The sequence below is a fragment of the Chamaesiphon sp. genome (assembly GCF_041738855.1).
In the GTDB taxonomy this organism is placed as follows: Bacteria; Cyanobacteriota; Cyanobacteriia; order Cyanobacteriales; family Chamaesiphonaceae; genus Chamaesiphon.
In genome coordinates this window covers 1-24,741 of sequence record NZ_JBGSPA010000004.1, presented here as the reverse complement: position 1 = coordinate 24,741, position 24,741 = coordinate 1, and the positions used below count along the sequence as shown (strand labels likewise).

Sequence of the window (24,741 nt, the reverse complement as noted above, 5' to 3'; positions counted from 1 at the left end):
TTCAGAATTTATCAACCGTGTCAAAGCTAATTGTCTATGGACTAACTGCCAGTACCTATGTCCGCACAGTGCGGCTGCTACTAGAAGAAATTGGTGTAGAATACACCATTGAGAGCGTTAATATTTTCAATGGTGAAAACCAAACAGCCGAATATCTCGCCAAGCATCCCTTTGGTAAAGTCCCCACCTTGGATGTAGATGGAGAGCTGCTGTATGAAACGGCGGCGATTACACAGTATCTTGATACCGTTTTGGCGAACCACAAGTACAGTCCCGCCGAGCCATTGCTGCTCGCGCGGATGCGGCAAATCATGGGCATTATCGATGGTTATTTCTATGCTCCGGCGATCGGGACGATCGTCATTCAGCGACTGACTGGTAAGATCGATGAAGCGAAACTCAACGCAGCGATCGCACCTGCGAAAAAGGCTCTAGAAGCGATCGAATCCCTCGTTACCACCAATCCATATCTCCTCGGTAGCGACATCACGATCGCTGATTTCTATCTAATTCCCCTGTGTGTCTACCTCTCGACAACCCCAGAGTTTGCGCCACTGACTGCTCAAACACCAAAATTATTAGCTTGGTGGGAGATTGCTAGTCAGTTGCCCAATGTCAAGAAGGTGTGTGTGTAGTCTCCGATCTACAGATCTACAGGATTTGCGAGAGCAGCCTTTGGATCTGCCCATACCGTTACATTTCGCGCTCGCGATGCTTTCGATTGCGGTGAAGATTTAGAAACGCGTTCGGAAGCACTAGAATGGATTGGGTTAAGATCCTCAATGCTTAATGAAAACAAACCAGCAGATCGATATTATCATTCTCTCCAATGCGCCTGGGGAAGTCACCACGTGGGTACGTCCCGTCGTGCGGGCATTGCGGGCTAAATTGGGGGTCGATCGATCGCATGTCCGCATTTCAGCAATATTGTCACCCTGTCCGAATGCTAGTAGGCGAGAAGTCCAGATTTTGGAGAGCTATCTGGAGATCGATCGAGTTCAGGGTGCAGAGCACTTCACTAACTTTCTAGTATGGGGTAAAACTGCCCAAAATTGGGACTGGCGATCGCGTGGGGTCGTTATTTTTCTGGGAGGCGATCAGTTTTTTCCAGTGATAATTGGCAAGCGATTGGGTTATCAGACGGTAGTTTATGCTGAATGGACAGCCCGCTGGCACAGCTCGATCGATCGATTTGCTGTAATGAATGCCGCAGTTACCGATCGAGTCAAACCGCAATATCGCGATCGATTTACAGTTGTTGGCGACTTAATGGTAGAGAGTCAAAATAACTCGATCGCCACAGCAACTGTTACTGAAAACGATCCAATTTTAATCGGATTATTACCTGGCTCCAAGGCGGCAAAATTGGCGATGGGATTGCCATTGATGCTAGCAATCGCCGAATATATTCAAGCAGCTCATCCGCAGGTAAAATTTGTGATTCCCGTCGCGCCGACGCTCGATCTTGCTACGCTAACTAGTTATGCCGATCCTACTCGAAATCCGATCCTCGCACTTGTCAATGGTGCCACGGCGACGTTGGCACAGAGTGGAAATACGCCTTATCTTCAGACAGCCACAGGATTGAAAGTAGAGCTACACACCGAATTTCCTGCTTATGAGTTGCTGTCAAAATGTACTCTCTGTTTGACCACAATCGGGGCAAATACGGCTGAATTAGGTGCATTAGGTGTCCCGATGATTGTTTTGACTGCCACCCAACAAATGGATGCCATGCGCGCCTGGGACGGAGGCTTAGGGATCTTAGTCAATTTACCATTCATCGGTACGCCGATCGCCAAGATCGTTAATGGCATTCTTTATCGCAAGTATAGCACTCAGAAATTATCATGGCCGAATATTTGGGCACAAACAGAGATCGTCCCTGAGTTATTTGGACGGCTCGATGCCAAAACTGTGGCTGAATTTACGGAAGGTTATCTGCAACATCCTGAGAAATTAGTTGCCATGCGATCGGATTTACGTAGGGTACGCGGTGCAGCAGGTGCAGCCGATAAGTTAGCCGCGATCGTGGCAGATTTAATCTTAGCGAAGTAGATTGAATCACTGTGCTGTCTGCACTATTTAGAAACTCGATCGATTTGCGGATCGAGGTATTGTAAATATTCCAATATTTCTCCCACTAGCCACATCTGCTCGGCACGATCGAGATACTTACCAAAGGTGTAGAGCGGCAGATATCTAGTTTCACCCTGTGCATACTCGACCTGATAGTATTGCTGCACCGAAGTTTTAAACTGAACACCACCTTTCAAGCTCAATCTTCCTGCTGTTCGGCAATGTACATTTTGGATATCTTCCAACTTCAGCGTCCGCCTTGAGATCCAGATACTACCTATTTTCGTCTGACAAATCACCTGTCGATCGACTATTTCTATTTCGCGCTGACAGATGACAACGGTACAGAAATGCCAGAGTAAGTATATCATCCGTGGAATCATGATGATGCCAAATATTAGCAAAGGTGTCCACAATTTGCCAGGTAAAATAGCGACGCGCATCAACCACCAGCCGGAGATCGCGAGTAATAGTAATAATGTCGCACTCACAAAAGTTTTTTGACTGCCCCGCGTCGCCAACCAAATCGGCGGAATGACTATTTTCATAGTTTCACCCTGCTGTGAAATTTGGGCGATCGGTTGTTGGGGACGTGACATTTTTGGAGTCACTTTACCATGCAGATATTTGAGAGCTTGAGTAGCGTTTCGGTAGCGATCTTCTGGGATCGGTTCTAATAATCTCTCTAGCCATTTTGCAAAATCTGGTGAAGTTTTGACGCGGCTGCGAAAATCTATTTTCATCTGCTTGATGGGTAGATCAGCCGGATCTTGTCCAGATTTGAGATAGAGTAATGTCGTCCCCAATCCATACAAATCGGTCGCTAACACTGCTTGTCCGCGAAATTGTTCGGGAGCCATATAACCGTAAGTTCCGACGATCGTACTGCCACCTGTGATGGTGAGATGATAGGTATCGCGTACCGCTCCAAAATCTACTAAATAAATCTCGCCCGACTCACTCCACAACAAGTTTTGTGGCTTGAGATCGCGATGAATAATCGGGGGCGTAAATGTCTGAAGATAGACTAAAATCTCCAGAATCTGGGTAGCAATGTCCCGTAGTTCCGCTTCACTAAATATATACCCCGACTCCACCCAATTGGTCAAAGTTCGCCCTGGCGCGATCGCTTGCACTAGACAAAAAGCATCTTCTCCCGCGATCTCAGTCTGAAAAGCATCTAAATAACGGGGAATCGCTGGATGTGTTAATTGGGCGAGGATTTTGGCTTCGCGATCGAATAATTCCAGTGTCTTCCAATCTTTCATCCCGCGCAAACTCAAGACTTTAATCGCAACTTCGGTTTGAGATCGATTATCTAATGCCCGATAAGTTTTACCGCTACCACCTTCACCTAATACATCTAGAATTCGGTACCTATTTCCCAATATCGATACGATTTGTTCCATTATTTTACTCCGACATTATCGGATTCAGGGTCACACTTAGACGATCTAGGTGCTGCGGCTTTGATTAGTTCCAGTGCATTTTTACCTTGACGATTTTTCTGAAGTGGATTTCCTCCATAGTCAATCAGTCGATCGGTTATCGGAAAAAAATCTTTTCTAGCTAATACATGTAGGGCAGTATCACCATTTTTATTTACAACTTGAATGTCTGCTTGATATCGGATGAGTAAGTCAAGTATATAAAGTGCTAGCGATCTTTTCTGGCGACAGTGCGAGACTTCATCAAGATTACCAAGCAAATGTAATGCTGTATTGCCATTGCGATCGACAAGATTGGGATCGGCACCTTTAGCTAGTAGCAATTTGATAATTTTTGGAGATGCTTGAGTTTTGTCCAGCGGCGGCACGGTAGAGCTAGTAAAAGTAGCTGGTGTAAAGCTATCACCATAACCATAACGAGCGGCAGCAGCAATCGCTATAGTTAGTGACGTTTCACCACTTTTTTCTGGGACATTGATTTCAGAATTTCGTGATAGTAATAGTTTTACTATATCAAAATCATTTATTGAAATCGCATTCATTAGTGGAGTTTCGTCCTTCCTATTCCTGGCATCGGCTCTTGCTTGATTGGTTAATAAAATATCAACTACTTGTCGGCTAATGTGTTTACTCGCTACATGTAAAGGTGTATCCCCTTTGTTATTAATTTGATTGACATCCACTTTTGCTAATACTAATTGCTGGGCGACGGATGCGATTTCAGTCCGATCGAATCCTCCTGTGCTAGTCGCTAAAATATGCCAGAGCGAAGATTTGTTATTTGGAGAGAGCGCGTGAGGATCGGCACCATATTCGAGCAAATACTTAACTGCTAGAGCATTTTGTGATTTTATTGCAAACATTAGTGGCGTTAAACCATCGCGATCCTTGAGATTAATATTGGCTTTAGATTCTAATAAGTAAAGTAAGATCTGGATGCGTCGATCGCAATCTTTATTTTTGTCCACCTTAACCTGCGGACAATATATTTTAATCGCCTGATGTAATGGGGTTAAACCATGATTATTAAGACGATCGATATCTGCACCGTTATCGAGTAAATACTTAACGATTTTAACTTGTTTACGCTCGATCGCACAATGCAGTAATGAACCAGTTTCAATCGCCTGCTCATAATCCTCTCCACTATCTTGGATAACAACATTGGCATTGATACTGACACCGCGATCGAGATAGTTATGAAAAGATATTACGTCATTGCGCCCGATCGCGTTACAAATATCATACATGGGGAAGCCAAATCTGGTGATAAACGTATATCGATATTCATAAATTAACGGGACAAATATCGCCAAGATTGTAGCGGCAACCGCTGCACCTTGCCACGGGAAACTAACTTTAGCCCCTCGTTGAGTGCGAAACCAATTCGGTGTTTGTAAAGCAGTTAGAGCCGCTGTTGCGGATGGAAATCTGGCAGATGTATCTGGCTCCAATATCGTCTCTAACCAGCCAGCAAAACGATCGGAAATATGCACATGAGCGCGAAAACTCAGCTTCAATCGGGACTGAGGTAGATCGGCAGGCGATCGATGAGTCAATAGATATAAAATAGTCGCACCCAAGCCATACAAATCGCTCGTCGGTACCGCCGCACCGCGAAACTGTTCAGGAGCCATGTAGCCGAAGGTACCCGCAACTGTACTGCCTTTGAGCAGGGTATTGTGATAGACATCTTGTACCGCTCCAAAGTCAACTAGGAAAACGCGTCCGTCATCATTGCGAATGATATTGTGCGGTTTGAGATCGCGATGAATCAGCGGTGGCGATTGTTGGTGCAGGTATTGCAAGATTTCCAGCAACTGACTGGCAATAGCTCGTACCTCGGCTTCAGTACCGCGCCAGCCAGCAGCAATCCAGGCTGTCAGGGGTTTCCCAGGTGCGAGTTGTTGGACGATATAGAAGGCACGATTGGTGGGAGTATCGACATGAAAATACTCCAGATAGTTGGGGATCTGGGGATGGTTGAGCTGCTCGAGGACTTTGGCTTCGCGCTCGAAGAGTTCGAGCTGTTTCCAGTCATTGAGGTGGCGTAGCGAGAGGATTTTGATCGCGACGGTAGCTCCATCGACGAGGCGGATCGCGCTGTAGGTGCTACCGCTACCACCTTCACCCAAAAGTTCGACAAGCTGATAACGTGCGTCAACAATGGTACCTGCTAAATTGGCAATTTGCATAAAATTCGTCAACTACGATCGCTCAGGTTGTGAAGCTGCTACAACCATCCACAATACCCACCGGAAGCTTTCCCACCACATTAACAAAAATTCACATTTCCTACTCCCTTCCCAGTACACATTCACCATCTACCATCCATACTTGTATTACCCCCAAGTAAAATTAGATCGACAAGAATCGCCCAAGGCGATCGAAACCGACTATCATGTTTAGCGGTACTTACGGCGATCGTCAGTACCTCGCACTGAAGTCAGGGAGCTATTTTAGATCGATCATGGGATTAGTTATCGCCACTGTCAATATGAAAGGAGGTGTCGGCAAAACCACCCTCACTGTCAATCTAGCTGCTTGTCTTGCCAAACTACACGGGAAGCGGGTGCTAGTCGTCGATCTCGACACTCAGATCAGTGCTACTCTGAGTCTGGTCACACCGCAAGACTTTGCCAAAATTCGCCGCGAAAAAAAGACGATTAGCTATTCGATCGCTAAAGTTCTCAAGCCAAATTCTCGCTATAAGTTTGAAACCAAAGATTTGATTACCCCCGATGTTTGTTGGGTGAAAGGATTGGACTTACTAGCGGGTGATATTGATATCTATGATGAGTTTTTGGTATCGGAAAAACTCCATCAAGAAACAATCGATAATCCCAATATAGACTTTATCGATGTCTGGAATGGCTTTGAAGGATCTTTGATCAAAGATATTTTGGCTCCAGTCATTGATGACTATGATTTTATCATCCTTGACTGCGCTCCTGGCTACAACTTACTCACCAGAAGTGGGATTATGGCAAGTCATTTTTATATCATGCCCGCCCGTCCTGAGCCACTATCTCTAGTCGGGATGCAGTTACTCGAACGCCGAATTGCTAAGCTACGCGAAACACATGAAGATGATAAAAATTGTCTAGAAAGTAGCCTGCTTGGGATTGTATTTATCCTGTCTGGGAGTACATTGTTTGCACGTTATTACGATCGCGTGATGGAGCGAGTCACTCAAGACTTTGATACTGGCAAAATATTTCAAACGCGCATCCCGATGGATGTCAATGTGGCTAAAGCGATCGATAGTTTTCAACCTGTGGCGATCGAGAATCCTGGATCTGCTGGTTCCAAAGCATTTGTGAAGCTCAGTCAAGAGTTGTTGGTTAAAGTTCAGCAGTTAGCGGGGGGGTAATGAAGGGTGGATGTTAAACAGTTGACAGTTGACAGTTGACAGATGGTGGATAGAGCGTAGAGCGTAGCCCACCAGCTAGTTTAGATGTTCTCGGAGCCTACCCAAGGTAATGGATATTCGTGCCGACTTACTGACAATACATGGTAGCACAATCGGCGGAAGTAGCCGATCGGAGGTCACCGAGACTCCGTTCGAGTTGTTTGCAAACTAGGTCAGGAAAGGATTATGATAGACGAAAGTATGAAATATATTAAATCAAACTATGGATATTCTTACTCTAGGCTGGGTTTCACTGTTAGTACTATTCACCTGGTCGATTTCGATGGTTGTTTGGGGTCGTAACGGCTTCTAAGTGCAAAGCATCGATCGTTACCATTCTACTTGTCAAAGCCCAGCATCAACTGTTGGGTTTTTGATTAGCGATCGCTAATTCAAAATGTTCGACGGTGGGAAAAGGATCGTAAAAGTGATGCAACAATTGCCGCCATTGTACATACTCAGGCGATTGTCAAAACCCGATCGTATGGTCTTCGAGATTGCGCCACCGCACTAATAACAAGTATTTGCCTGAAACTTCCAGACAACGGTGCAACTCATGAGATCGATATCCCTCGATTGCGGCAATCAGCGGGGTGGCAGTTGCAAAAGCTGCATCAAATTCTGGCTCTTGTCCGCTAACTACATTTAACATTACAGCTGCCAGAATCATCTCAATTTTCCTCGCAATTTGAATAAGATTTAGCGACAACCTCCGCCGCGATTAGTTGACGATAATCTTGTAGAAACTGCTGAATCGAGGGATCTTTTTCAATCAGTGTAGCAAAAATTCCCAATTGTCCGCGCGATCGCATCAAACCCACCAAATCTGATACAAATAATTGAATCCACTCCGCTGTAGCCACTTGTGTGAGCCACCGGAACGCATGATATGCGCGATTGGCATCAGTAGCGTGAATAGTCAAGCCGATGGCTGTGGCATAGCGGGCAGACGGCTCAACGGGAAACAGAATATGACTGCCTTTGCCCTCTAAGATCGGCAGCAGAGCTGGCAACAGTTGATATGTCGCAATAAAAGCTTGAAACTCCGCACTAGCTGCTACTCCGATCGCTGGTGCCAGATCCAAACCATTGGAGTGTAAACTACTTGCCATCATCCACGATCGCGGCGAACACCAAGCAGGTTGATGAGGATCGAGCTTGTGCAACAAGCTGGGGCGAAAGCACAAGAAGGCAATAATTTGTTCGTGAATACCTTGCCCGAGCGCGTAAGTCTTGAAGCTCTCAAAATCTGGCTCAACGTGCAAGTGCAAAAACCGATTGGCTAATGGTGCTGGCATGTCAAACACCCCCGCGCGATCCTCCTTGCGGTTGCCTGCTGCCCACACAAACCACCCATCGGGGACGACATAGGAACCCACGCGGCGATCCAAGATGAGCTGCTGTGCCATCCCCTGCATCGCTGGTGGAGCCAGATTGATCTCATCGAGAAACAAAATACCTCTCCCCTGCTGGGGTAAAAATTCGGGCGGAAACCATTTGGAAATCCCTGCTGCGGCGACAGGTAGCCCCCGCAGATCGGTTGGGGCTAGTTGGCTCAACCGGATATCGACAAATTGGATCTGATGCGTGATGGCTAATTGTGCGACGATGCTCGACTTGCCAATCCCCGGCGCACCCCAAATCATGGTACTCAGTTGGAGATTGGTGGTAATCAGCCGATCGAGATAAGTTTTGACATCTTCAGGATTCATTAGCGCAGCGGTGGTTGGGTGTGTTTGCGTGCGAGTGTGCGAGTATTATGAGTGTGGCGATCGTCCACTAGTCCCATCCCTTACCATTTCAGCAATTTACGTAATTCCGATCGCAGTTGCGGCGATGTATTGGCATTGCTGACAAAAGAGTCATAAATTAGTCGATCTAGTTGGCTGTGAGCAGTATAGGTTGCCCAGATTTGATGCCAGATCCGATCGATTGTCGAACTGGGAGTCTGGGGATGACGCACCACGGCTAACTGCAATACCTGCCACTCGGTTTGAGCTAGTTCTACCAATTGATGAGATTCGGTGGTAATTTGTTTCGCTAGCCACAGAGATCGAGCTGCTCCTTCATCAGGTGCCAGCGACATCTGGAGTGCTAGTCGCGCCGTAATCTGGGGATGTAGTGCGACTAAAGTTGTAAATATTGGCACGTTGGTTTGTCTATATTTGGTGAGAATCTGTGCTAGTACCGCGACTGATGCCTGAGCATTTTCGGCGACAACTTGCGCGACATTGGCACCGATATTGATGATTTCGGTGAATAGATCGATCGATGTCTGGGGATGTGCGGCGACAGCACGGATCAGTTCTCGATCCTGGTGACGAGATTTTTGAGCCAAATTTGCCAGTAATGCGCTGGGAGTATGTGGATTGTAGGCTACCGCCAGCCAGAGACTATAGTCCTGTTGGCTGACTGCATACTCCATGAAATTTCTCGGTACCCGTTCGCATTGCAGCAAACTAGTGAGGGTAGAGTGGGGAATTTCCGCCGCCAGATGCAGGTGCTCTAGCTGTAAGAGCGCGAAAATGGCATTGTCCAAAATGGCTTCGGGAAAATCAATCCCCAGTTGCCACAGCACGTCTACGGGTGTGTTGGGGTTGTTGGCAACGAGTCGCCGCTGCTCCCAATCTGCCTCGGTGGCAATTTGACGCAGTAGTTGTGGATCGGTATTGGGGTTGCTCGCCATCTGCGCCGCAGACGTCCCAAGATTTACTGTTGTTGTCGTTTTATCAGCTATTAGCCGACCTGTAGTTACTTCCATGCTTGGTTTGCGGATCTCTCGGTTACTCACTCATGGATCAGAGTACCCAGCCAGCCAGCCAAAGATGAAGGTTACGCAAATACTTCAGTGAAAGTTGGGATATTTAGCTGGAAATTGAGCTAGAGATGTTCAGTATTTTTGCTCAACTCGATCGTCAGTAGTAGCATTTTTTTTAGGTGCCATCTTACACTAGGAAGCATAGTTTTGGCACAACACAGAGTAACCACAGATCTCGTTAATATCTATACTTCACCCAGTCTTCAGCCTATCTAGCTAAAGTAATGATTAGAATTCCTTTCAATCGGTGTGTGATTTTAACCACACTCGACTTTTCCCAAATTGCCGATCGATTAGAAAGTGCCATTTATGTCGGACAGCCCTGTGTGACAGACACTTCCGGGGATCTCGGATCTACCGCTGCGCCAAATTCTCAGCGGTATATCGGACAGATTCGGGATTTCAAATTCTTGGCGACTCGGATCGTCGGTCACAAATACCTGCATCTACCGCTCTTTTGCTTGCCGTCGATCGAAGGCAAGATCCAGGCTTTACATCATGGCTATGAGATTTCTTTGAGCGTCAAGCTACATGACATTACGCTAGTACTACTATTAACTTGGTTGGGCGGACTGTTTATGGCAGTCTACTCGATTCTCGACGATATTTTGGTAGGCATCAAAACCCCTGAATATTTAATGGGTGTACAAATTTTGGCAGTCGGATATCTGGCTGTACTTGCCTATTTTTATGTGGATGCTTGGCTAGCGACCAAATTTTTTAGAAGTTTATTTGTCAGAGAATTGACTGGGTTTGCCAAAAATACCTTTGTCAACCCACCGAGCTGGAGTTCGAGTCTTCAGTTTCGAGATGCTGGCGCACCTGATGAGTCTTCAACGATGTGACTGCGGAAAAAGCTCCTATCATTCCCTTCCGATCCTGGCAATGTTTAGTCATTGGAAAGATGGTGAATGGTGGATGGTGGATGGACGGTCGCGATTAATGCTCGTCGATGAGATCGCAAGCTCCGATGCTCACCCAGGTACTGGCGATCTGACCGTTGGGGTGACTATACCACTCTTTTTTCCAGATCGGGGCTTGATGTTTGAGGGTGTCGATCGCATGCTTACACGCCTCAAATGCCTCACCCCGATGGGGACATCCCACAGCTACCAATACGCTGATTTCGCCGATCTTCAGCTTACCCACCCGATGGTAGATGACGATCCGATTGGCATCGTGCCACTGGCTGCGAATTTCCCACCCAATCGCCGCAAATACGCGCATCGCCATTGGCTCGTAAGCTTGGTATTCCAAATATTCTACCGCTTGTCCGTCCGTGCGATCGCGTACTGTCCCGCTCATGATTACTACAGCTCCATTGCCTGGGGCATCTGCTAGCTGGTACACTTCATCTAAAGATAGGGGCGCAAAACCGATCGCAAATCGATCGTCAGGATGAGCCGAGACTTGAGTCAATGCGATCGAGGTAGTTGTCATCATCGATTTAAAGTATCTTGTAAAAATCTAAGTAACATGATATATTGAAAAACATCGGCTAATTACCGCTAGTTGGATAGGTGGCTGAGTGGTCGAAAGCGGCACACTGCTAATGTGTTATGGGAGTGATCCCATCGAGGGTTCGAATCCCTCCCTGTCCGTAATTGAATCATTATCTAAATTAAAGAGGAGGGGCAATCCATGGATTGTCCCTCCTCTTTAATATATCTACTTCAGCACGGGAAATGCAGCGCGTTCTAGAGCTAACTTCTGGGCAAGTCGCTCGGTAGCAAGCTTGTCCAACTGCTGCCATACTTGTTGGAGCAGTGGCTCCAATCCCGTCCGCGTGGCGGATGAGATCAGAAATACTTCCTGCTGTGCGACTTCACCCAGCGCAGCTGCAATTTCGGCGACTTCTTCATCATCGACTGCATCGATCTTGCTCAATGCCAGGATTTGGGGTCGGGTAGCCAAATCCTCGTTATAGGCGATTAGCTCTTGTTGAATCGTCTGGTAGGCACCGATCGGGTCATCGCCAGTTGCTTCGACTAGGTGCAATAATACGCGCGTGCGCTCGATGTGGCGGAGGAAGTCATGTCCCAATCCCGCACCTTGGGAAGCACCCTCGATCAGTCCAGGAATATCGGCAAATAAAGTACCATCCCCAGAAGGCTTGCGGACGACTCCCAAGTTGGGTACTAGGGTAGTAAAGGGATAATCAGCTACTTTCGGACGGGCGGCTGAGAGTGCGGAGATCAGTGTCGATTTGCCAGCATTGGGCAAACCGATAATCCCGACTTCTGCCAATAACTTCAGTTCGAGCCGAATGCGTTTTTGCTGGGGTGGTTGTCCTGGTAGTGCGTATTCAGGTGCGCGGTTGCTGTTGCTCAGAAAGTGAGCGTTACCCAAGCCACCTTTACCGCCAGCCACAACTTTGAAAGTCTGTCCTGGCTCGACTAGATCGACTAAAAGCTCGTCTGTCGCCGTATCATAAATCATCGTGCCGCAAGGTACCTCGATATTGAGATCGTCTCCCGATGCACCAGTGCAATTGCTCGAAGCACCTTTACCACCATTTGTCGCTTTGAAGCGGCGGTTGTATCGAAAATCTAATAAGGTTTGGAGGTTTTCGACCGCTGTAAATAAGACAGAACCACCTTTACCACCATTACCACCAGAGGGACCTCCCGCCGGAACATATTTTTCTCTCCGAAAGGTGACTATCCCATCGCCGCCACTTCCTGATTCTACTTCTACTTCTGCGAGATCGATGAATTGCATGGTTGGGCGATTGGGTATAAATGAGTCAAGTTTTATTTTAGCTCACTATCTGGTTTTGCATAAGCTTACCCTTGCAGATCGACAGCGATCTCGCAAGTCCGCTTCATCCGAATTGCTATGTAGATTTCACGCCGCTACAGTTCCCATTGTTTTGCAATCATGACAATATAACATCTGAATGCGAGCGATCTATGACAAAATCGCAAAAATGCGATAAACTGGTTGTAAGTTAAATCCTAGCTCAATTTAATGCCAGCAACACGAATTGTTTTATTTCAAGATGCCAAAGGAGAAGTGCCAGTCTTAAAGTGGTTAAACAAGCTAGCTAAATTTGATAAAAAAGGATATGCCAACTGCATTGCACGAATCGAACAGCTATCCGAATATGGGTTTGAGTTAAGACGACCCGCCGCAGATTTTCTCAGGGATGGTATTTACGAGCTAAGAGCCAAGCATGTCCGAGTGCAATACAGGATCTTATATTTTTTTCACGGTCAAAATGTGGTGATTCTAGCTCATGCCATTATCAAAGATGATGACGAAGTTCCAGACAGGGATATCGAACTAGCACTGACATCTAAAGATTTATTTATACTCAATCCTGAGATTTATACTTACGTCGAACCAGAGGAAGAACCAAATGACGAATACTAACGATGCCTTGAAAATTATTCGGAGATCGATCGCTGACGCTCCAGAATTGCAAAAACTGGTCAAAGAAGCATCTATAAATGCTCGAGTTTCATTAATTATCTACGATGTTCGCAAGCAGGCTGGACTAACACAGCAACAATTAGCAAATTTAATTGGCACTACTCAATCGGTCATCGCTCGGTTAGAAGATGCTGATTATGAGGGACATTCTTTATCGATGTTGGCAAGGATCGCAGCCGCTTTAGATCGGAAATTAGAAATTAAAATGTTGCCAAAAGAAGTGGTTTAAAATATTATGTATACCCTTTATATCATCAACAAAAACTACTCCTCTCGATCGTTGCGCCCTTGGGTGTTGATGCAAGAAAAAGCGATTGCTTTCACCGAACAAATCATTCCCTTCCCCGCGATTGGGCTAGATCTGTAACATACGAACTAAAAAAAGGTGGGTATGTGCCCACCCTTAGAGTTTTTTTGATTTATTCTCCAAAGCCTAAAACCTAAAACCTAAAACCTAATTATTGGCATTAAAATCGCGGAAGCTTTGATAGAACTCGGTTTCTTCGTAGATATGACACTTATCGGTGATGTCTTTCATCAATTCCCAGGTGAACTTGCGTTCCTTGATATATTCACCCCAGTTGGCTTTGATGATGGCGTGAGCTTCCCAGAGACGATAGGAAGGGATCGCAGTCGAAATATGATGGGGAACGTGAACGTTGATATCGTGACAGAGAAATTCCACCCAGCGCGGATAGTCACAATGCACTGTACCAGAGAGTTGGGCGATCGCTTCATTCCACTCACCCTCGGGTGTAAAGGGAATATCGGCGGCAGTATGGTGGACGATCGTAAAGGTACTCATCCAGAAATGATAGACCAACCACGGCACCACCCAAAATTTGATAAATCCCCAGATCCCAAGCGTCCCTAGCATAACTGGGAAGATGACTGCGGCACCGATGATGACGAATAAGGCGGAGAATTTGACATCATCGCGGGTCTTGCCTTCAGGGAATTTGCGCCAGTCAAAGTGGACTGCTGCCCAATGGGGTAAGGATGCTAGCCACCACAACCGACCGCGCATTGCTTGATAGACTACTTGTAACCAAGTAGGTGCGTCTTGGTAGGCTTCGGGTCGCCATGGTTGCCACGCATTGTCTACGTCCATTTTGTTGGTATGCTTGTGGTGTTTGGCGTGTCCGTATCGCCAGCCGTGGAAGGGATAGATCAAGGTCAGCATGAACAGATGACCGACGATATCATTGACTTTGCGACTATTGGAGAACGAACGATGAGCGCAGTCATGACCGATCGTAAAGCAGCCAGTCATCGCTGTACCTGTGAAGATCCACGCTAAGGGCAAGAGATACCAGGGTGAGTAAGCAATTGCTGCCATCCCTAGTGTGACGCTGACGATCGTTTTGACGGTCATCAGCAGGGCTTTGGTGCTGTCTTTAGCAAAAACTTCTTTTGGTAAAGATTGAACGATGTGTTTGAGTTTGAGATGCGGGGACAGCGCGGTGGCTGGATTCGGATCGATCGATAAAGTCATGTAGCGGTTTAGGTCTCCAAAGATGATAAGGCACAATCGTTGCTACTGCCGATCGGTCACCGTTTTATTGACACGGTGACAATTATGAGTTTGTAGCCAAACTAAGTACCGTTTTATTTACAATCGTTCATAATTCTACATTACTCTCTGACTGGGGTCTAGTAGATCGACAAGATCGGTGGCGATCGATACTGTTGTCAGACGGTAAATAAGCTTGTTTTGACGATATCAGTCTCTAGCATACCCATTCTGAAGAATATTGGCTCGTTGCTATGTAGTAGGAAGAGGTATGGCAGAGCCATCCGTAGCCTCTAGCACGAAGCCCAGATCGGCGATTGTTTGCCAGTCTTGAGTGGCGGATTGTCCAGGAGTGGTGAGATAATCACCCACAAAGATCGAGTTGGCTACATACAATCCGAGCGGCTGGAGCGATCGCAGATGTACCTCACGTCCACCAGCGATCCGAATTTCCTGGGATGGTAACAAGAATCTGAACAAACACAATATCCTTAGGCATTGCTGTGGTGTCAACTGCTGGATATCTGCAAATTTAGTGCCAGGAATCGGAATCAGAAAATTGATCGGGACGCTAGTGACGCCCAATTGGCGCAGGGACAGTGCCAAATCGATAACATCATCATCTGACTCCCCCATCCCGAGAATGCCGCCAGAACAGGTCGTAATCCCCGCAGCGTGGACATTTTTGACAGTCTCAACTCGATCGATATAAGTATGAGTTGTGGCAATATGTTCGTGGTTAGATTCAGACGTATTGAGGTTATGATTGACGCGATCGACTCCAGCATCCGCGAGGCGATAGGTTTGCTCTGAAGTCAATAAGCCCAGACAAGCGCACACTTTCAGGTCATAATTTGCCTTGACTGCCCGTACTGCCTCTAGCACTTTACCAAAAGTTGCCTCATTTGGCGATCGACCCGAAATCACCATGCAAAAAGTCCCCGCTTGGAGTTCGGCGGCGCGTTTGGCAGCATCCAGGATCTTTGACTGCGCCATTAGGGGATATTTCTCGATTTCGGCGGTGGAGATCTTGGACTGAGAACAATAATGACAGTCTTCAGGGCACAACCCGCTCTGAGCGTTCAGTAAATAATGCAACCGCACTCGATTGCTCCAGTAGTGACGACGCACCCGATAAGCAGCGGCGATTTGTTCGAGCAACACCTCATCTGATGCCTGAAGGACAGCAAGGCTCTCAGTCCTAGTCAAGATCTCCCCTGCAAGCGATCGATCGGCCAAGGTATTCCAGATGGGTGTCGTCAGTAACATCGAACTTTTGGTTTCTAGTATTGAGCAATCATCCATTATCGCAGGCAGGTAGCCAAATCGATCGCCTAATGTCGAGAAAATTTTGAGATCTCTATCCCAGTCACTCGCACCACCCACCACCCACCATCCACTATCCACCATTCACCCGCTACGCAACAATCGTCGTCACGCGATCGCGTCCTTGAAATTTAGCTTGATATAAAGCGCGATCTGCCGCATGAATTAAAGCTTGAAAATCATTCTCATGGGTGGGAATAATTGTGGACACACCGACACTAATAGTCACATAAGGACACACCGACGAAGCTTCATGTGTAATTTGGAGATTTTTAATTGCCGATCGGACATTTTCAGCAACTGAAACTGCACCTAAAGCATTAGTATTTGGTAGGACGATCGCAAATTCTTCACCACCATAACGGGCAACGAGATCGCCACTGCGGCGCACCGTATTTCGCATCGCCATCGCCACTTTCACTAGACATTTATCACCATTGGGATGTAGATAGCGATCGTTATAGTTTTTAAAAAAATCGACATCGCACATGATCAGCGACAACGGAGCCTTGATGCGCTTCATTCGCTCCCATTCACGCTGGATATAGTCATCAAATCCGCGTCGATTGGATAACTTGGTCAAGCTATCTAAATTGGCTAGTAACTGGAGGTTTTGATTGGCTTGCTGTAACTCATTCAATTGATTCTTGATCAGATGGGATTGACGAATCAAATTTCGCACCCGCTGCCGCAAAATTGAGAGATTAATCGGTTTAGTAATATAATCAGTCGCTCCCGATGCAAATGCGCGATCTACAGACTCATTATCATCGAGTGAAGTAATCATCAAAATCGGTGTCAAGCGATCGCCAAGATTCTTTAATTGTTCGCAAAATTCAAACCCATCCAAAATCGGCATCACAGCATCAACCAGAATCAGATCGGGACGATGTTCCTGGTATGCCAAAATCCCATCTTCGCCATCTTTTGCTAAAATCACCTCAAAACCTTCTTGTGCCAGTGACTCACTCACTCGCGCTCGCACAACGAGATCGTCATCAACTAGTAAAATTCGTTGAAAGTTGGGTTCAGGCGTGTTCATAATGACTCGTGTAAATAATCCACTTACTCATCTAGATGGTGTGTCGCTCGATGAAGTTCGGCAGCATTCGAACGATGTGACGGCACCTAAGCTTGAGCGGATGTCTTAACCAGTTGACAGTTGACAAGTCGCCTAGACTGCGTTTTGACAGACAGCGCAACCTTGCAGGGGAGGCTCTAGCTTCCTCCCTCGATCGAGGGGGGTTGGGGTCGGGTAAATATATCCGCATCAACTCAACCGAACTTGTGTAGACACCATGGAGCTGTCGATCGGGAGAGGATATCAACTCCACCATAGTGTACCCACAAAGCGTTCAGAGAGTAGCATATAGGTAGTTTTTTCTTTGAGACTATTGCTCTAGCTGGATCTTTGGCACGGGTCGATCGCCATTAAGCCGATCGTCATCTGTTCACTATGCCAGCTAAGCTCCGATCGATGATAGTATTAGCGTACTCTCATTGCCAATTTGCAACTTGACTCAATTTAGCTCCGCCTTGCTCGGACAAGCACCCGCCATAGCACTGTTGACGCAATCCATCCGCCGCCAACGGCTAGCACCTGCATATCTATTTTATGGTGCGGACGGGATTGGCAAAAGTTTGGCGGCACGGTGCTTTATTGAGTCGATCTTGTGCGATGACGTCCCAGCGCAGGATCGCGCTTTAGTCGCCCAAAAACTCCGCCAAGGCAATCATCCCGATGTCCTGTGGGTGGCACCGACATATAGTCACCAAGGCAAGCTCCTCTCTGCCGCCGAAGCTACCGTCGCAGGCGTCAAACGGAAGGCACCGCCCCAAATTCGGATCGACCAAATTCGCGAAATCGGTCGCTTCTTGTCACGTCCGCCACTCCTGGGCACCAGATCGATCGTGACGATCGATCGAGCAGAGACAATGGCAGAAGGTGCCGCTAATGCCCTCCTCAAGACCCTGGAAGAGCCAGGAAAAGCGACTATCATCGCGATCGCCGCCAGCGTCGAATCTTTGCTACCGACGATTGTATCCCGCTGTCAGCAGATTGCCTTTCAGCGACTCGATCGCACTTCCGTCGCCACGATTTTAACTCAACTCGGTAAAGCGGAAATTCTCGATCGACCGGAGATTTTGGGACTAGCTCAAGGGAGTCCAGGGGCGGCGATTGCCATCTGGGAGCAGCTAGCCGCTCTGCCTGCGGACTTGCTGGAGCATTTGACCAAATTACCGATTAGCCGCCGCCACGCCCTTGAATTAGCCGCTCGGATCGATCGCGAGTTGGATTCATTGGAACAATTATGGCTGGTTGATTATCTTCAATATACCTACTGGCAAACATATCGTAGCCGTCAGCAAGTCGAGACTCTGGCCCACAGCCGATCGCAGTTACTCGCCTACGTTCAACCTCGCTTAGTCTGGGAATGTGCCTTGCTCAAAATTGGGTCGCTAGCAACATCGACTCGATCGGGTCGGGGATAATTGTTACGATAATGGAAAGATCGCTCTCCACCGACCACTTTTTCCCTACTCCCACCTTTTATGCTCGAGTCATCTTTGCTCAGTCCTGGTAATATCTTGGGTAATCGGTATGAGATCGTCCGCGAACTCGGTAGAGGTGGATTTGGGCGCAGTTATTTGGCGATCGATCGCAATAAGTTTCACGAAAAATGCGTCCTCAAAGAATTTGCGCCGCAAGTACACGGACAAGCTGAATTAATCAAAGCGAAAGAGTTATTCGAGCGTGAAGCCGGAGTTTTGTACAAGCTTCGACACCCACAGATTCCAGCTTTTCGCGAACTATTACGGGTGCATGAAAATCAGTCTGAATCCCTGCTACTAGTCCAAGATTATATCGAGGGCGAGACTTATCTGAGCAAGTTAAATCACCGCCTGAGCCAAAGTCGAGTTTTTAGTGAAGGGGAAGTTGTCGAACTACTGCATACACTCTTACCAGTTCTGGACTATATTCATCGGCTGGGAGTGATTCATCGTGATATTTCACCTGATAATATCATCGAGCGAGAGCGCGATCGATTGCCGATTCTCATTGACTTTGGCTGTGTCAAAGAGATTGCCGCGACAATTGTCTATCAGTATAGTCATGCCAAAGTTGAAACACGGATCGGCAAGCAAGGATATGCGCCCGAAGAACAAATGATGCGCGGTAAAGTATCCCCATCGAGCGATCTGTATGCCGTCGGTGCCACCGCACTGACGCTCCTTACAGGCAAAGATGCCAGCACGATTTACAATCCAGCAGAAGCTAGTTGGGAATGGCGCAAATATGTCCAGCTCAGCCCCGAACTGGGGACGATTGTCGATCGATTGCTGCAACACAATCCCCAACATCGCTATCAATCAGCCGCCGCAGTTATCGCCGTTTTACCTGCGATTACCAACTATACTGCGCCGACTATTTCCACCCCCACCCTTATCACTACCAACTCTAATCCGATCGCGCACGCCAATAAAATCTCGCAACTCAAAACGATCGAACTTAGTCCCAGAAATAACGCCGCAGTTGCGACTACATCCACCCAACTACCGACTAGAGATCCCCACGAGTGGAAAAAACCAGCTTGGCAAGTCACCAAAGTGGTAAGTGTAGTTTTTTTTACCTGCTTAGGAATTAGTGCTGTAGTAAAATGGGTGCAAGCGATCGACCCGATCGGGATGGTCAAACAGCAATTTGACAACGCTACTACCAGTATCGTCAAATCGATCCCCAATCCCTTCAAAGCCCCGCCATCCGTCCAACAACGCCAACAGGATCTCAGTCAAAAACTCAAGCAACTCAATATCCCCGCCGCGAAATTTTATCGTCAAGTCGATCGCGTATTTTATGCCAAACACCCCGCACTCAACGCTCGCCCTCTGACTAGTAAACCCGAAGACGAACGACTCCGCCAGGAATGGCAAGATCTCGCGATCGAACTATTAGCCAAACAAAGTAACTAACAATATTTGCCATCCACCATCCACCATTCACTATCTTGACACTGGGAAAGTAATAGCCACTTATATGTCCAAGATTCATCAAAATAAATGGTAATACTTTCTCAACGCATCGCCACTAAGTGGTTGATTATTAGTGCGATCTCTTTACTCCTGACCGTCACAGTCGTCCCTACTTTATGGCGATCGCTTTATACCAAACCGATCCAGCACAATACAATTCTGATGATCGGTGATGGGATGGGATGGGAAATAACCAGAGCCGCTGCGATCCAAAGTGCGATCGCTCAAGGCAAATCAGGCAAAACCCTCAAGGATTTTTATGTGCAGGGGAAAGGCTCAGGGCTGAATATGCAAACCCTTCAGCACTACGCCCTCAGCACTACCTACGGCACGACGATCGCGGGCAAAGATGGTAAGTATAATAGCAACCAAAGTGCCCTGGATGACTCCAATCCGCTCACTGGAGCCAGTGCGATCCGTCCTGACTTCAAATTTGACCCCAAATTTAATCCTGGGCAACCTGGCAAGGATAGTCCTGCCCCAGCCACTCCCACAACTGGAAATCTAGTCGGTTACGATCCGGTGCGAGGTGGTGCCAATCCCTGGACGCTGGGTACCGATCGCGAGTACATTAAAGCCAGCTATCCCGACTCAGCCAATACCGCCACCACTCTCTACACTGGCGTCAAAAGTTACAATAATGCGATCGCGGTAGACATCTACGAGAAACCCCTCACCACCATCCTCAAAACCGCAGCCGACCAAAAAAAATCTACAGGCTTAGTGACATCAGTCCCGATCGATCATGCCACCCCTGGAGCAGCTTCCGCCAATGTCAATCGGCGCAGCAAATACGATCTCAACGCACCAGGCGCAACGCCCCTCGACAATATCCTCCAGCAGCAACTGCGGATCTACCAACCCACCGTCCTCCTCGGCGGCGGACATCCATTGTCCAATGCCAGAGACCCACTACCCACAGGCATCGAGTCAGTTCACACCTATATTAGCGAATCTACCTATCAAGAACTGAGTACCAAGCCCGATCGCAATATCTACCAATACACCTTCCTCGAACGTGGTGCCAACGCCGCTCAAAAATTAGCCCAGACGGCTGCGAAGATCGATCCGAATGCGGGTCAGCGGTTGCTCGGTATCTATGGTGCGCGGGGACAAGCGGGCAATCTCCCTGTCAGCTCGGCGCAGGGTGACTATAGTACGACGGGATTCGATCTCGGTACAGTTCACAGTACGCGGGGCTTAGAACCAGATCTCCAGCGACCGCTCCAACAGGAAACAGATTCGCAGTTTGTGCAGCGGGAACGGAATGAAAACCCCACACTCAACGAACTGACTACCGCCGCATTAACAGTATTGAGTAAAGATCCTGAAGGTTTCTGGTTGATGATTGAAGGTGGTGATATCGATTGGGCGGCGCATGACAATCATCTCGATAATCTGATCGGGACAACTCTAGATTTCGATCGCTCCGTCCGTACCGTCATCAACTGGATCGAAACTCACGGCGGCTGGGGACGCAATCAACTTATCATCACCGCCGATCACGACCATTATTTTACACTCAATAATGATTTTCCAGATCGCCTCCGCCGTCAAGGTGCCCAAAAGTTGACAGCACTAGATACCACCGCTGAAGCTGGACACTATTGGGGTTCGCAACCGCTCGTCGCCAAAGATGCAGCAGGTCAAGAGTTACCCGAAACAGGCAAATACGGCTGGGGCAGTCATACCAATCGCCCCGTACCAGTCTATTATCAAGGCTATGCCTCCGATGTCCTCACCAAATCGATCGGGCAAGGCTTCAAACTCTACGATAATGATATCCCTGGCATCCCTGGTCTCACCGACCAAATCCACATCTATCAAACCCAACTAGCCGCCGTCAAAACATCCGTTACTGCACCAGCAAAGTAACGAACATCAATAGCTCATTCAGGCGACAATCGCGTTGGTTAACGTGAGTATCTCCTGTCGGAGAGGCTACGCCAACGGGTTAAGGGTATTTACTTTGTTCAAGTACCGCCCTCGACTAAAGTCTCTAGGCTCTTCTCCTACCAAACTGACGTTAAAATTCGATCGATAACTTGTGGTAGAGAAAACCGTACAATAGATGAGAGCGGCGGTCGAGATAAAATGGTAAAGATAGACTGCCCTTACCCTGCGCCCCCGTACTCCGCATCCCAATCTGGTAATATGACATCCGAACTGATTCGTCAACGCTCCGATCTGATCGATACTCAAGTGATTGCCAAAGACACTGGCAAACGGCTGGGGATTGTCAAAGAGCTACTGGTCGATATCGACAGTCGCGAAGTAGTCGCGATGGGTTTACGCGACGGTTGGCTGGCTGCTCCAGGCGGACTGGTAAAATATATGTTCCTCGCCACAGTTGAGAAAATGGGCGATGTGATCCTCGTACCTAACGATGACGCGATCGCAGATCTCGATCCTGAAAATTATACCAATCTAATCGGCTGTGAAGTAATTACCGAGACTGGCGACATGCTGGGGAAAGTGCGGGGCTTCAAATTCAACTGCGATGACGGTCAACTCACCTCCATTATTATCGCCGCGATCGGCTTGCCATTGATTCCTGATAATGTGATTAGTACTTACGAATTCTCGATCGATGAAGTCGTCAGTAGTGGCCCCAATCGATTGATGGTCTTTGAAGGCTGTGAAGAACGCCTCGACCAACTCTCCGTCGGTTTCCTCGAGCGCATCGGACTGGGTAAAGCACCTTGGGAAGACGAGTACAGCTACCGTCCCGCCGTCATCCGCCCTGAGAATCAACTCGCTGCGGGTACCCCCATCGCACCCCCCGCACCAGTAATTCGTGCGGCACCGCCAGTCCAACAGCCTGTCTGGGCAGAAGATGACAACTGGCAAGAAGTACAAGCTGCGCCCCTGCCCCAACGACTCAAAGCCGAACCTCTTTATTACGATGATGATGAGGGTGAAAACTGGAACGATACCAGCCGCGAACAACCAGTACGCGCCACCAAAGTTTATCAAGATGTACCCTACACCCTCTCTTCACCTGTCGAGCAGCCGCTAGCAGAAGACATCCTTACCCTCGATGATGACATCTGGGGCGATGATACCCAATCGCCAGCATATCAACCCCAAAAAATCAACATCCCGCCAACGCCCCAAAAAGTCGATCTCCCCCAAAAGGTCGAGCAAGTAGAGTATCAAGAAGAAGAACAACACTAAGTCTCTGTCGATCTATCAAATTGTCTGGTGTGTTAGCGAGTAGCCTAACGCACCAATTACTTGCTGGTTAATACGTACCCTTTACCTAACGCTCCTGTGACGCCCGAAGATATTCGATCGATCTTGACTACCCGCTTTGATACTACTCTCAAAATTGTGGATGCTGATTCTTACCAGATTGAGACGCCAGCATATCGACTGTTAGTGATTCTGTCAGCAGAACAATCCTGGGTACGCACATTGATCCCCATCGCCCCCGCCGCAGATGCGATGACCTTTATGGAGGAGTTCCTAGCTGCGAATTTTGATGATACCCTCGAGACACGCTATGCAGTACAACAAGGCGTACTGTGGGCAGTCTGGCAACATAGTGTCGCTGGCTTGACTGCTGAAGATTTTCAGACCGCCATCGATCGCTCGATCGAACTCAAACAGGTAGGAATCGATCGCGCCTTCCAAAATTTTGCCACCAAACAGGTCAAAGCGATCGTCAATATCGCCAAGCAACGTGGGGATACATTGGAGCAAACAATGCAAACACTTGACAGATTCTATGCCGAGGGTGTGATGGGCGATCTCGGCGCGACGGAAGAGATCCGCACTGAAATGATGACGGCTTGGCAATATCAGCTAGAGCGGTTGTGGAATGAATCGTAATTTGATAACTAGCTGGGCGTAATTAAATATAAGATATCGTGTAGGGTGGGCACTGCCCACCAGCTAGGTTCCAGACAATAATCTATGTTATAAATAATTGCATCTACCTACTTATTTGTGAGGATTGAACTAATTTCAGTCGAAATATTCTCGATGAAATAGCTCGATCGATTGGTGAAGAGATTGCGAACGTGGAGATACGATCGGTAATCGAATTAAACAGTTCAAATGCTCATTGCTTCGACTCTAAATGGTCTGTGGGCAATGCCCACCCTACGTTTCTAGCTGAGTTAGCTTTAAATCAATTACAAACATCAGTCGAAGTATTCGGGTCCCTCAATAATGTGCCCTTCCTCAGCAATAGTATTGTGGAAAAAAGCTTCAGCAAACTCAACCTCGACAGTTTCAGCACCCAACAAGGTAGCATTTTCCAAGTTGGTTCCCTGCATAGCAACCCTTTCAAGATTGGCATCGCTCAAGTTAGCTCCACTGAGATCGGAACCAATAAGACTTCCACCGAGCAAATTAACTCCAGCAAGATTGGAATTTTGCAAGTTGCACCTGCGAAATTTGATTTCTGGCAAAATAGCTCCGCTCAAATCAACTCTATTCAGATCTACTTCAATGAAAATTCTCTCCCCCGCAGCATCGGTGACAAGTTAAGCCTGTAAGCTAACTGTCAAGAGAGTTTGAGGAGACGGCTCAAAGAAAAATGGGTCGTCAGGATGCCTATGTTCAGGAAAAGGGGCAATAATCAACTTAACATTGGGTTGGCGGATAGTTTTGACAACACCTAGATCTTGATTTTCAGGAGCAGAAAAATATTTAATGGGGTCGTTCGCTA

The 24,741-nt window shown here is 47.5% G+C and carries 23 protein-coding genes, 1 tRNA gene and 3 pseudogenes; 14 read left to right on the top strand and 13 right to left on the bottom strand.

Annotated elements, in window-relative coordinates; all coding sequences use genetic code 11:
- Positions 1-17: 17 nt before the first annotated feature.
- Positions 18-635 (top strand): glutathione S-transferase family protein, encoded by a 618-nt coding sequence (locus ACEW9I_RS00575; RefSeq protein WP_373538429.1) that lies wholly within the window; start codon positions 18-20, stop codon positions 633-635.
- Positions 636-789: 154 nt separating this feature from the next.
- Positions 790-2,058 (top strand): lipid-A-disaccharide synthase, encoded by a 1,269-nt coding sequence (locus tag ACEW9I_RS00570; protein WP_373538428.1) that lies wholly within the window; start codon positions 790-792, stop codon positions 2,056-2,058.
- 23 nt (positions 2,059-2,081) lie between these two features.
- On the opposite strand, the gene ACEW9I_RS00565 is transcribed toward ACEW9I_RS00570, so the two are convergent.
- Positions 2,082-3,488, bottom strand: coding sequence for a serine/threonine protein kinase (locus tag ACEW9I_RS00565; protein ID WP_373538427.1), 1,407 nt, complete (start codon positions 3,486-3,488; stop codon positions 2,082-2,084).
- Positions 3,488-5,722 carry an ankyrin repeat domain-containing protein gene (locus ACEW9I_RS00560; protein WP_373538426.1) on the bottom strand — a complete coding sequence of 745 codons (2,235 nt, stop codon included), beginning with the start codon at positions 5,720-5,722 and terminating at the stop codon, positions 3,488-3,490. The genes ACEW9I_RS00565 and ACEW9I_RS00560 overlap by 1 nt, the downstream gene beginning before the upstream one ends.
- 275 nt (positions 5,723-5,997) lie before the next feature.
- Here ACEW9I_RS00560 and ACEW9I_RS00555 point away from each other — a divergent pair, with 275 nt between their 5' ends.
- Positions 5,998-6,900, top strand: a complete 903-nt coding sequence (locus ACEW9I_RS00555; RefSeq protein WP_373538473.1) for a ParA family protein — start codon at positions 5,998-6,000, stop codon at positions 6,898-6,900.
- Between the two features lie 262 nt (positions 6,901-7,162).
- Positions 7,163-7,252, top strand: coding sequence for a cytochrome b6-f complex subunit PetN (gene petN / locus ACEW9I_RS00550; RefSeq protein WP_015160344.1), 90 nt, complete (start codon positions 7,163-7,165; stop codon positions 7,250-7,252).
- Positions 7,253-7,297: 45 nt separating this feature from the next.
- On the opposite strand, the pseudogene ACEW9I_RS00545 reads toward petN, so the two are convergent.
- The 3 genes and pseudogenes from ACEW9I_RS00545 to ACEW9I_RS00535 all read right to left on the bottom strand — a co-directional run bounded on the left by ACEW9I_RS00545 (position 7,298) and on the right by ACEW9I_RS00535 (position 9,700).
- Positions 7,298-7,609, bottom strand: a pseudogene (locus tag ACEW9I_RS00545) (antibiotic biosynthesis monooxygenase).
- Position 7,610: 1 nt separating this feature from the next.
- Positions 7,611-8,651: an AAA family ATPase gene (locus ACEW9I_RS00540; RefSeq protein ID WP_373538425.1), complete on the bottom strand. Its 1,041-nt coding sequence runs from the start codon at positions 8,649-8,651 to the stop codon at positions 7,611-7,613.
- Between the two features lie 80 nt (positions 8,652-8,731).
- Complete coding sequence (locus ACEW9I_RS00535; protein ID WP_373538424.1) at positions 8,732-9,700, bottom strand: hypothetical protein; 969 nt, start codon at positions 9,698-9,700, stop codon at positions 8,732-8,734.
- A 281-nt stretch (positions 9,701-9,981) separates the two neighbouring features.
- Here ACEW9I_RS00535 and ACEW9I_RS00530 point away from each other — a divergent pair, with 281 nt between their 5' ends.
- Positions 9,982-10,602, top strand: a complete 621-nt coding sequence (locus ACEW9I_RS00530; protein WP_373538423.1) for a hypothetical protein — start codon at positions 9,982-9,984, stop codon at positions 10,600-10,602.
- 94 nt (positions 10,603-10,696) lie between these two features.
- Here the strand turns inward: ACEW9I_RS00530 and ACEW9I_RS00525 are convergent, their stop codons facing one another.
- Complete coding sequence (locus ACEW9I_RS00525; RefSeq protein ID WP_373538422.1) at positions 10,697-11,200, bottom strand: molybdenum cofactor biosynthesis protein MoaE; 504 nt, start codon at positions 11,198-11,200, stop codon at positions 10,697-10,699.
- A gap of 71 nt (positions 11,201-11,271) precedes the next feature.
- On the opposite strand from ACEW9I_RS00525, the gene ACEW9I_RS00520 reads away from it, so the two are divergent.
- Positions 11,272-11,358 (top strand) — tRNA-Ser (locus ACEW9I_RS00520).
- 67 nt (positions 11,359-11,425) lie between these two features.
- On the opposite strand, the gene obgE is transcribed toward ACEW9I_RS00520, so the two are convergent.
- Complete coding sequence (gene obgE, locus ACEW9I_RS00515) at positions 11,426-12,478, bottom strand: GTPase ObgE (protein ID WP_373538421.1); 1,053 nt, start codon at positions 12,476-12,478, stop codon at positions 11,426-11,428.
- Positions 12,479-12,727: 249 nt separating this feature from the next.
- Between obgE and ACEW9I_RS00510 the strand changes: the two genes are divergently transcribed.
- The 3 genes and pseudogenes from ACEW9I_RS00510 to ACEW9I_RS00500 form a co-directional block, all read left to right on the top strand.
- Positions 12,728-13,132 carry a type II toxin-antitoxin system RelE/ParE family toxin gene (locus ACEW9I_RS00510; protein WP_373538420.1) on the top strand — a complete coding sequence of 135 codons (405 nt, stop codon included), beginning with the start codon at positions 12,728-12,730 and terminating at the stop codon, positions 13,130-13,132.
- Positions 13,119-13,421 (top strand): helix-turn-helix domain-containing protein, encoded by a 303-nt coding sequence (locus ACEW9I_RS00505; RefSeq protein WP_373538419.1) that lies wholly within the window; start codon positions 13,119-13,121, stop codon positions 13,419-13,421. Before ACEW9I_RS00510 ends, ACEW9I_RS00505 begins: the two co-directional genes overlap by 14 nt.
- Before the next feature lie 6 nt (positions 13,422-13,427).
- A pseudogene (locus ACEW9I_RS00500) lies at positions 13,428-13,535 on the top strand (glutathione S-transferase); the annotation flags it as partial.
- 111 nt (positions 13,536-13,646) lie between these two features.
- On the opposite strand, the gene ACEW9I_RS00495 reads toward ACEW9I_RS00500, so the two are convergent.
- The 3 genes from ACEW9I_RS00495 to ACEW9I_RS00485 all read right to left on the bottom strand — a co-directional run bounded on the left by ACEW9I_RS00495 (position 13,647) and on the right by ACEW9I_RS00485 (position 17,073).
- Complete coding sequence (locus tag ACEW9I_RS00495) at positions 13,647-14,687, bottom strand: fatty acid desaturase (protein WP_373538418.1); 1,041 nt, start codon at positions 14,685-14,687, stop codon at positions 13,647-13,649.
- Positions 14,688-14,957: 270 nt separating this feature from the next.
- Positions 14,958-15,974: a biotin synthase BioB gene (bioB, locus tag ACEW9I_RS00490; RefSeq protein ID WP_373538472.1), complete on the bottom strand. Its 1,017-nt coding sequence runs from the start codon at positions 15,972-15,974 to the stop codon at positions 14,958-14,960.
- A gap of 148 nt (positions 15,975-16,122) precedes the next feature.
- Entirely contained in the window at positions 16,123-17,073 is a 951-nt protein-coding gene (locus ACEW9I_RS00485; RefSeq protein WP_373538417.1) for a diguanylate cyclase, read from the bottom strand.
- A 473-nt stretch (positions 17,074-17,546) separates the two neighbouring features.
- Here ACEW9I_RS00485 and ACEW9I_RS00480 point away from each other — a divergent pair, with 473 nt between their 5' ends.
- From ACEW9I_RS00480 to ACEW9I_RS00470, 3 genes are all read left to right on the top strand, one after another.
- The gene (locus tag ACEW9I_RS00480) at positions 17,547-18,524 is read left to right on the top strand and encodes a DNA polymerase III subunit delta' (RefSeq protein WP_373538416.1); all 978 of its coding nucleotides are present in this window, start codon (positions 17,547-17,549) and stop codon (positions 18,522-18,524) included.
- Positions 18,525-18,584: 60 nt separating this feature from the next.
- Complete coding sequence (locus ACEW9I_RS00475) at positions 18,585-20,003, top strand: protein kinase (protein ID WP_373538415.1); 1,419 nt, start codon at positions 18,585-18,587, stop codon at positions 20,001-20,003.
- A 222-nt stretch (positions 20,004-20,225) separates the two neighbouring features.
- Positions 20,226-21,938, top strand: a complete 1,713-nt coding sequence (locus tag ACEW9I_RS00470) for an alkaline phosphatase (RefSeq protein WP_373538471.1) — start codon at positions 20,226-20,228, stop codon at positions 21,936-21,938.
- A gap of 151 nt (positions 21,939-22,089) precedes the next feature.
- Here the strand turns inward: ACEW9I_RS00470 and ACEW9I_RS00465 are convergent, their stop codons facing one another.
- Positions 22,090-22,224, bottom strand: coding sequence for a hypothetical protein (locus ACEW9I_RS00465; protein ID WP_373538414.1), 135 nt, complete (start codon positions 22,222-22,224; stop codon positions 22,090-22,092).
- Between ACEW9I_RS00465 and ACEW9I_RS00460 the strand changes: the two genes are divergently transcribed.
- Entirely contained in the window at positions 22,218-23,240 is a 1,023-nt protein-coding gene (locus tag ACEW9I_RS00460) for a PRC-barrel domain-containing protein (RefSeq protein ID WP_373538413.1), read from the top strand. The genes ACEW9I_RS00465 and ACEW9I_RS00460 overlap by 7 nt on opposite strands.
- A gap of 96 nt (positions 23,241-23,336) precedes the next feature.
- Positions 23,337-23,897 (top strand): hypothetical protein, encoded by a 561-nt coding sequence (locus ACEW9I_RS00455; RefSeq protein WP_373538412.1) that lies wholly within the window; start codon positions 23,337-23,339, stop codon positions 23,895-23,897.
- Positions 23,898-24,211: 314 nt separating this feature from the next.
- Here ACEW9I_RS00455 and ACEW9I_RS00450 read toward each other — a convergent pair whose 3' ends face one another.
- Together ACEW9I_RS00450 and ACEW9I_RS00445 are read right to left on the bottom strand one after the other, a co-directional pair.
- The gene (locus ACEW9I_RS00450; protein ID WP_373538411.1) at positions 24,212-24,481 is read right to left on the bottom strand and encodes a pentapeptide repeat-containing protein; all 270 of its coding nucleotides are present in this window, start codon (positions 24,479-24,481) and stop codon (positions 24,212-24,214) included.
- Between the two features lie 75 nt (positions 24,482-24,556).
- A pseudogene (locus ACEW9I_RS00445) lies at positions 24,557-24,741 on the bottom strand (IS4 family transposase); the annotation flags it as partial.

Coding starts and splice junctions, on each gene's coding strand:
- ACEW9I_RS00570 (WP_373538428.1), top strand. CDS start 790: ATGAAAACAAACCAGCAGATCGATATTATCATTCTCTCCAATGCGCCT.
- ACEW9I_RS00565 (WP_373538427.1), bottom strand. CDS start 3,488: ATGGAACAAATCGTATCGATATTGGGAAATAGGTACCGAATTCTAGAT.
- ACEW9I_RS00560 (WP_373538426.1), bottom strand. CDS start 5,722: ATGCAAATTGCCAATTTAGCAGGTACCATTGTTGACGCACGTTATCAG.
- ACEW9I_RS00555 (WP_373538473.1), top strand. CDS start 5,998: ATGGGATTAGTTATCGCCACTGTCAATATGAAAGGAGGTGTCGGCAAA.
- petN (WP_015160344.1), top strand. CDS start 7,163: ATGGATATTCTTACTCTAGGCTGGGTTTCACTGTTAGTACTATTCACC.
- ACEW9I_RS00540 (WP_373538425.1), bottom strand. CDS start 8,651: ATGAATCCTGAAGATGTCAAAACTTATCTCGATCGGCTGATTACCACC.
- ACEW9I_RS00535 (WP_373538424.1), bottom strand. CDS start 9,700: ATGGAAGTAACTACAGGTCGGCTAATAGCTGATAAAACGACAACAACA.
- ACEW9I_RS00530 (WP_373538423.1), top strand. CDS start 9,982: ATGATTAGAATTCCTTTCAATCGGTGTGTGATTTTAACCACACTCGAC.
- ACEW9I_RS00525 (WP_373538422.1), bottom strand. CDS start 11,200: ATGATGACAACTACCTCGATCGCATTGACTCAAGTCTCGGCTCATCCT.
- obgE (WP_373538421.1), bottom strand. CDS start 12,478: ATGCAATTCATCGATCTCGCAGAAGTAGAAGTAGAATCAGGAAGTGGC.
- ACEW9I_RS00510 (WP_373538420.1), top strand. CDS start 12,728: ATGCCAGCAACACGAATTGTTTTATTTCAAGATGCCAAAGGAGAAGTG.
- ACEW9I_RS00505 (WP_373538419.1), top strand. CDS start 13,119: ATGACGAATACTAACGATGCCTTGAAAATTATTCGGAGATCGATCGCT.
- ACEW9I_RS00495 (WP_373538418.1), bottom strand. CDS start 14,687: ATGACTTTATCGATCGATCCGAATCCAGCCACCGCGCTGTCCCCGCAT.
- bioB (WP_373538472.1), bottom strand. CDS start 15,974: ATGTTACTGACGACACCCATCTGGAATACCTTGGCCGATCGATCGCTT.
- ACEW9I_RS00485 (WP_373538417.1), bottom strand. CDS start 17,073: ATGAACACGCCTGAACCCAACTTTCAACGAATTTTACTAGTTGATGAC.
- ACEW9I_RS00475 (WP_373538415.1), top strand. CDS start 18,585: ATGCTCGAGTCATCTTTGCTCAGTCCTGGTAATATCTTGGGTAATCGG.
- ACEW9I_RS00470 (WP_373538471.1), top strand. CDS start 20,226: ATGATCGGTGATGGGATGGGATGGGAAATAACCAGAGCCGCTGCGATC.
- ACEW9I_RS00460 (WP_373538413.1), top strand. CDS start 22,218: ATGACATCCGAACTGATTCGTCAACGCTCCGATCTGATCGATACTCAA.
- ACEW9I_RS00465 (WP_373538414.1), bottom strand. CDS start 22,224: ATGTCATATTACCAGATTGGGATGCGGAGTACGGGGGCGCAGGGTAAG.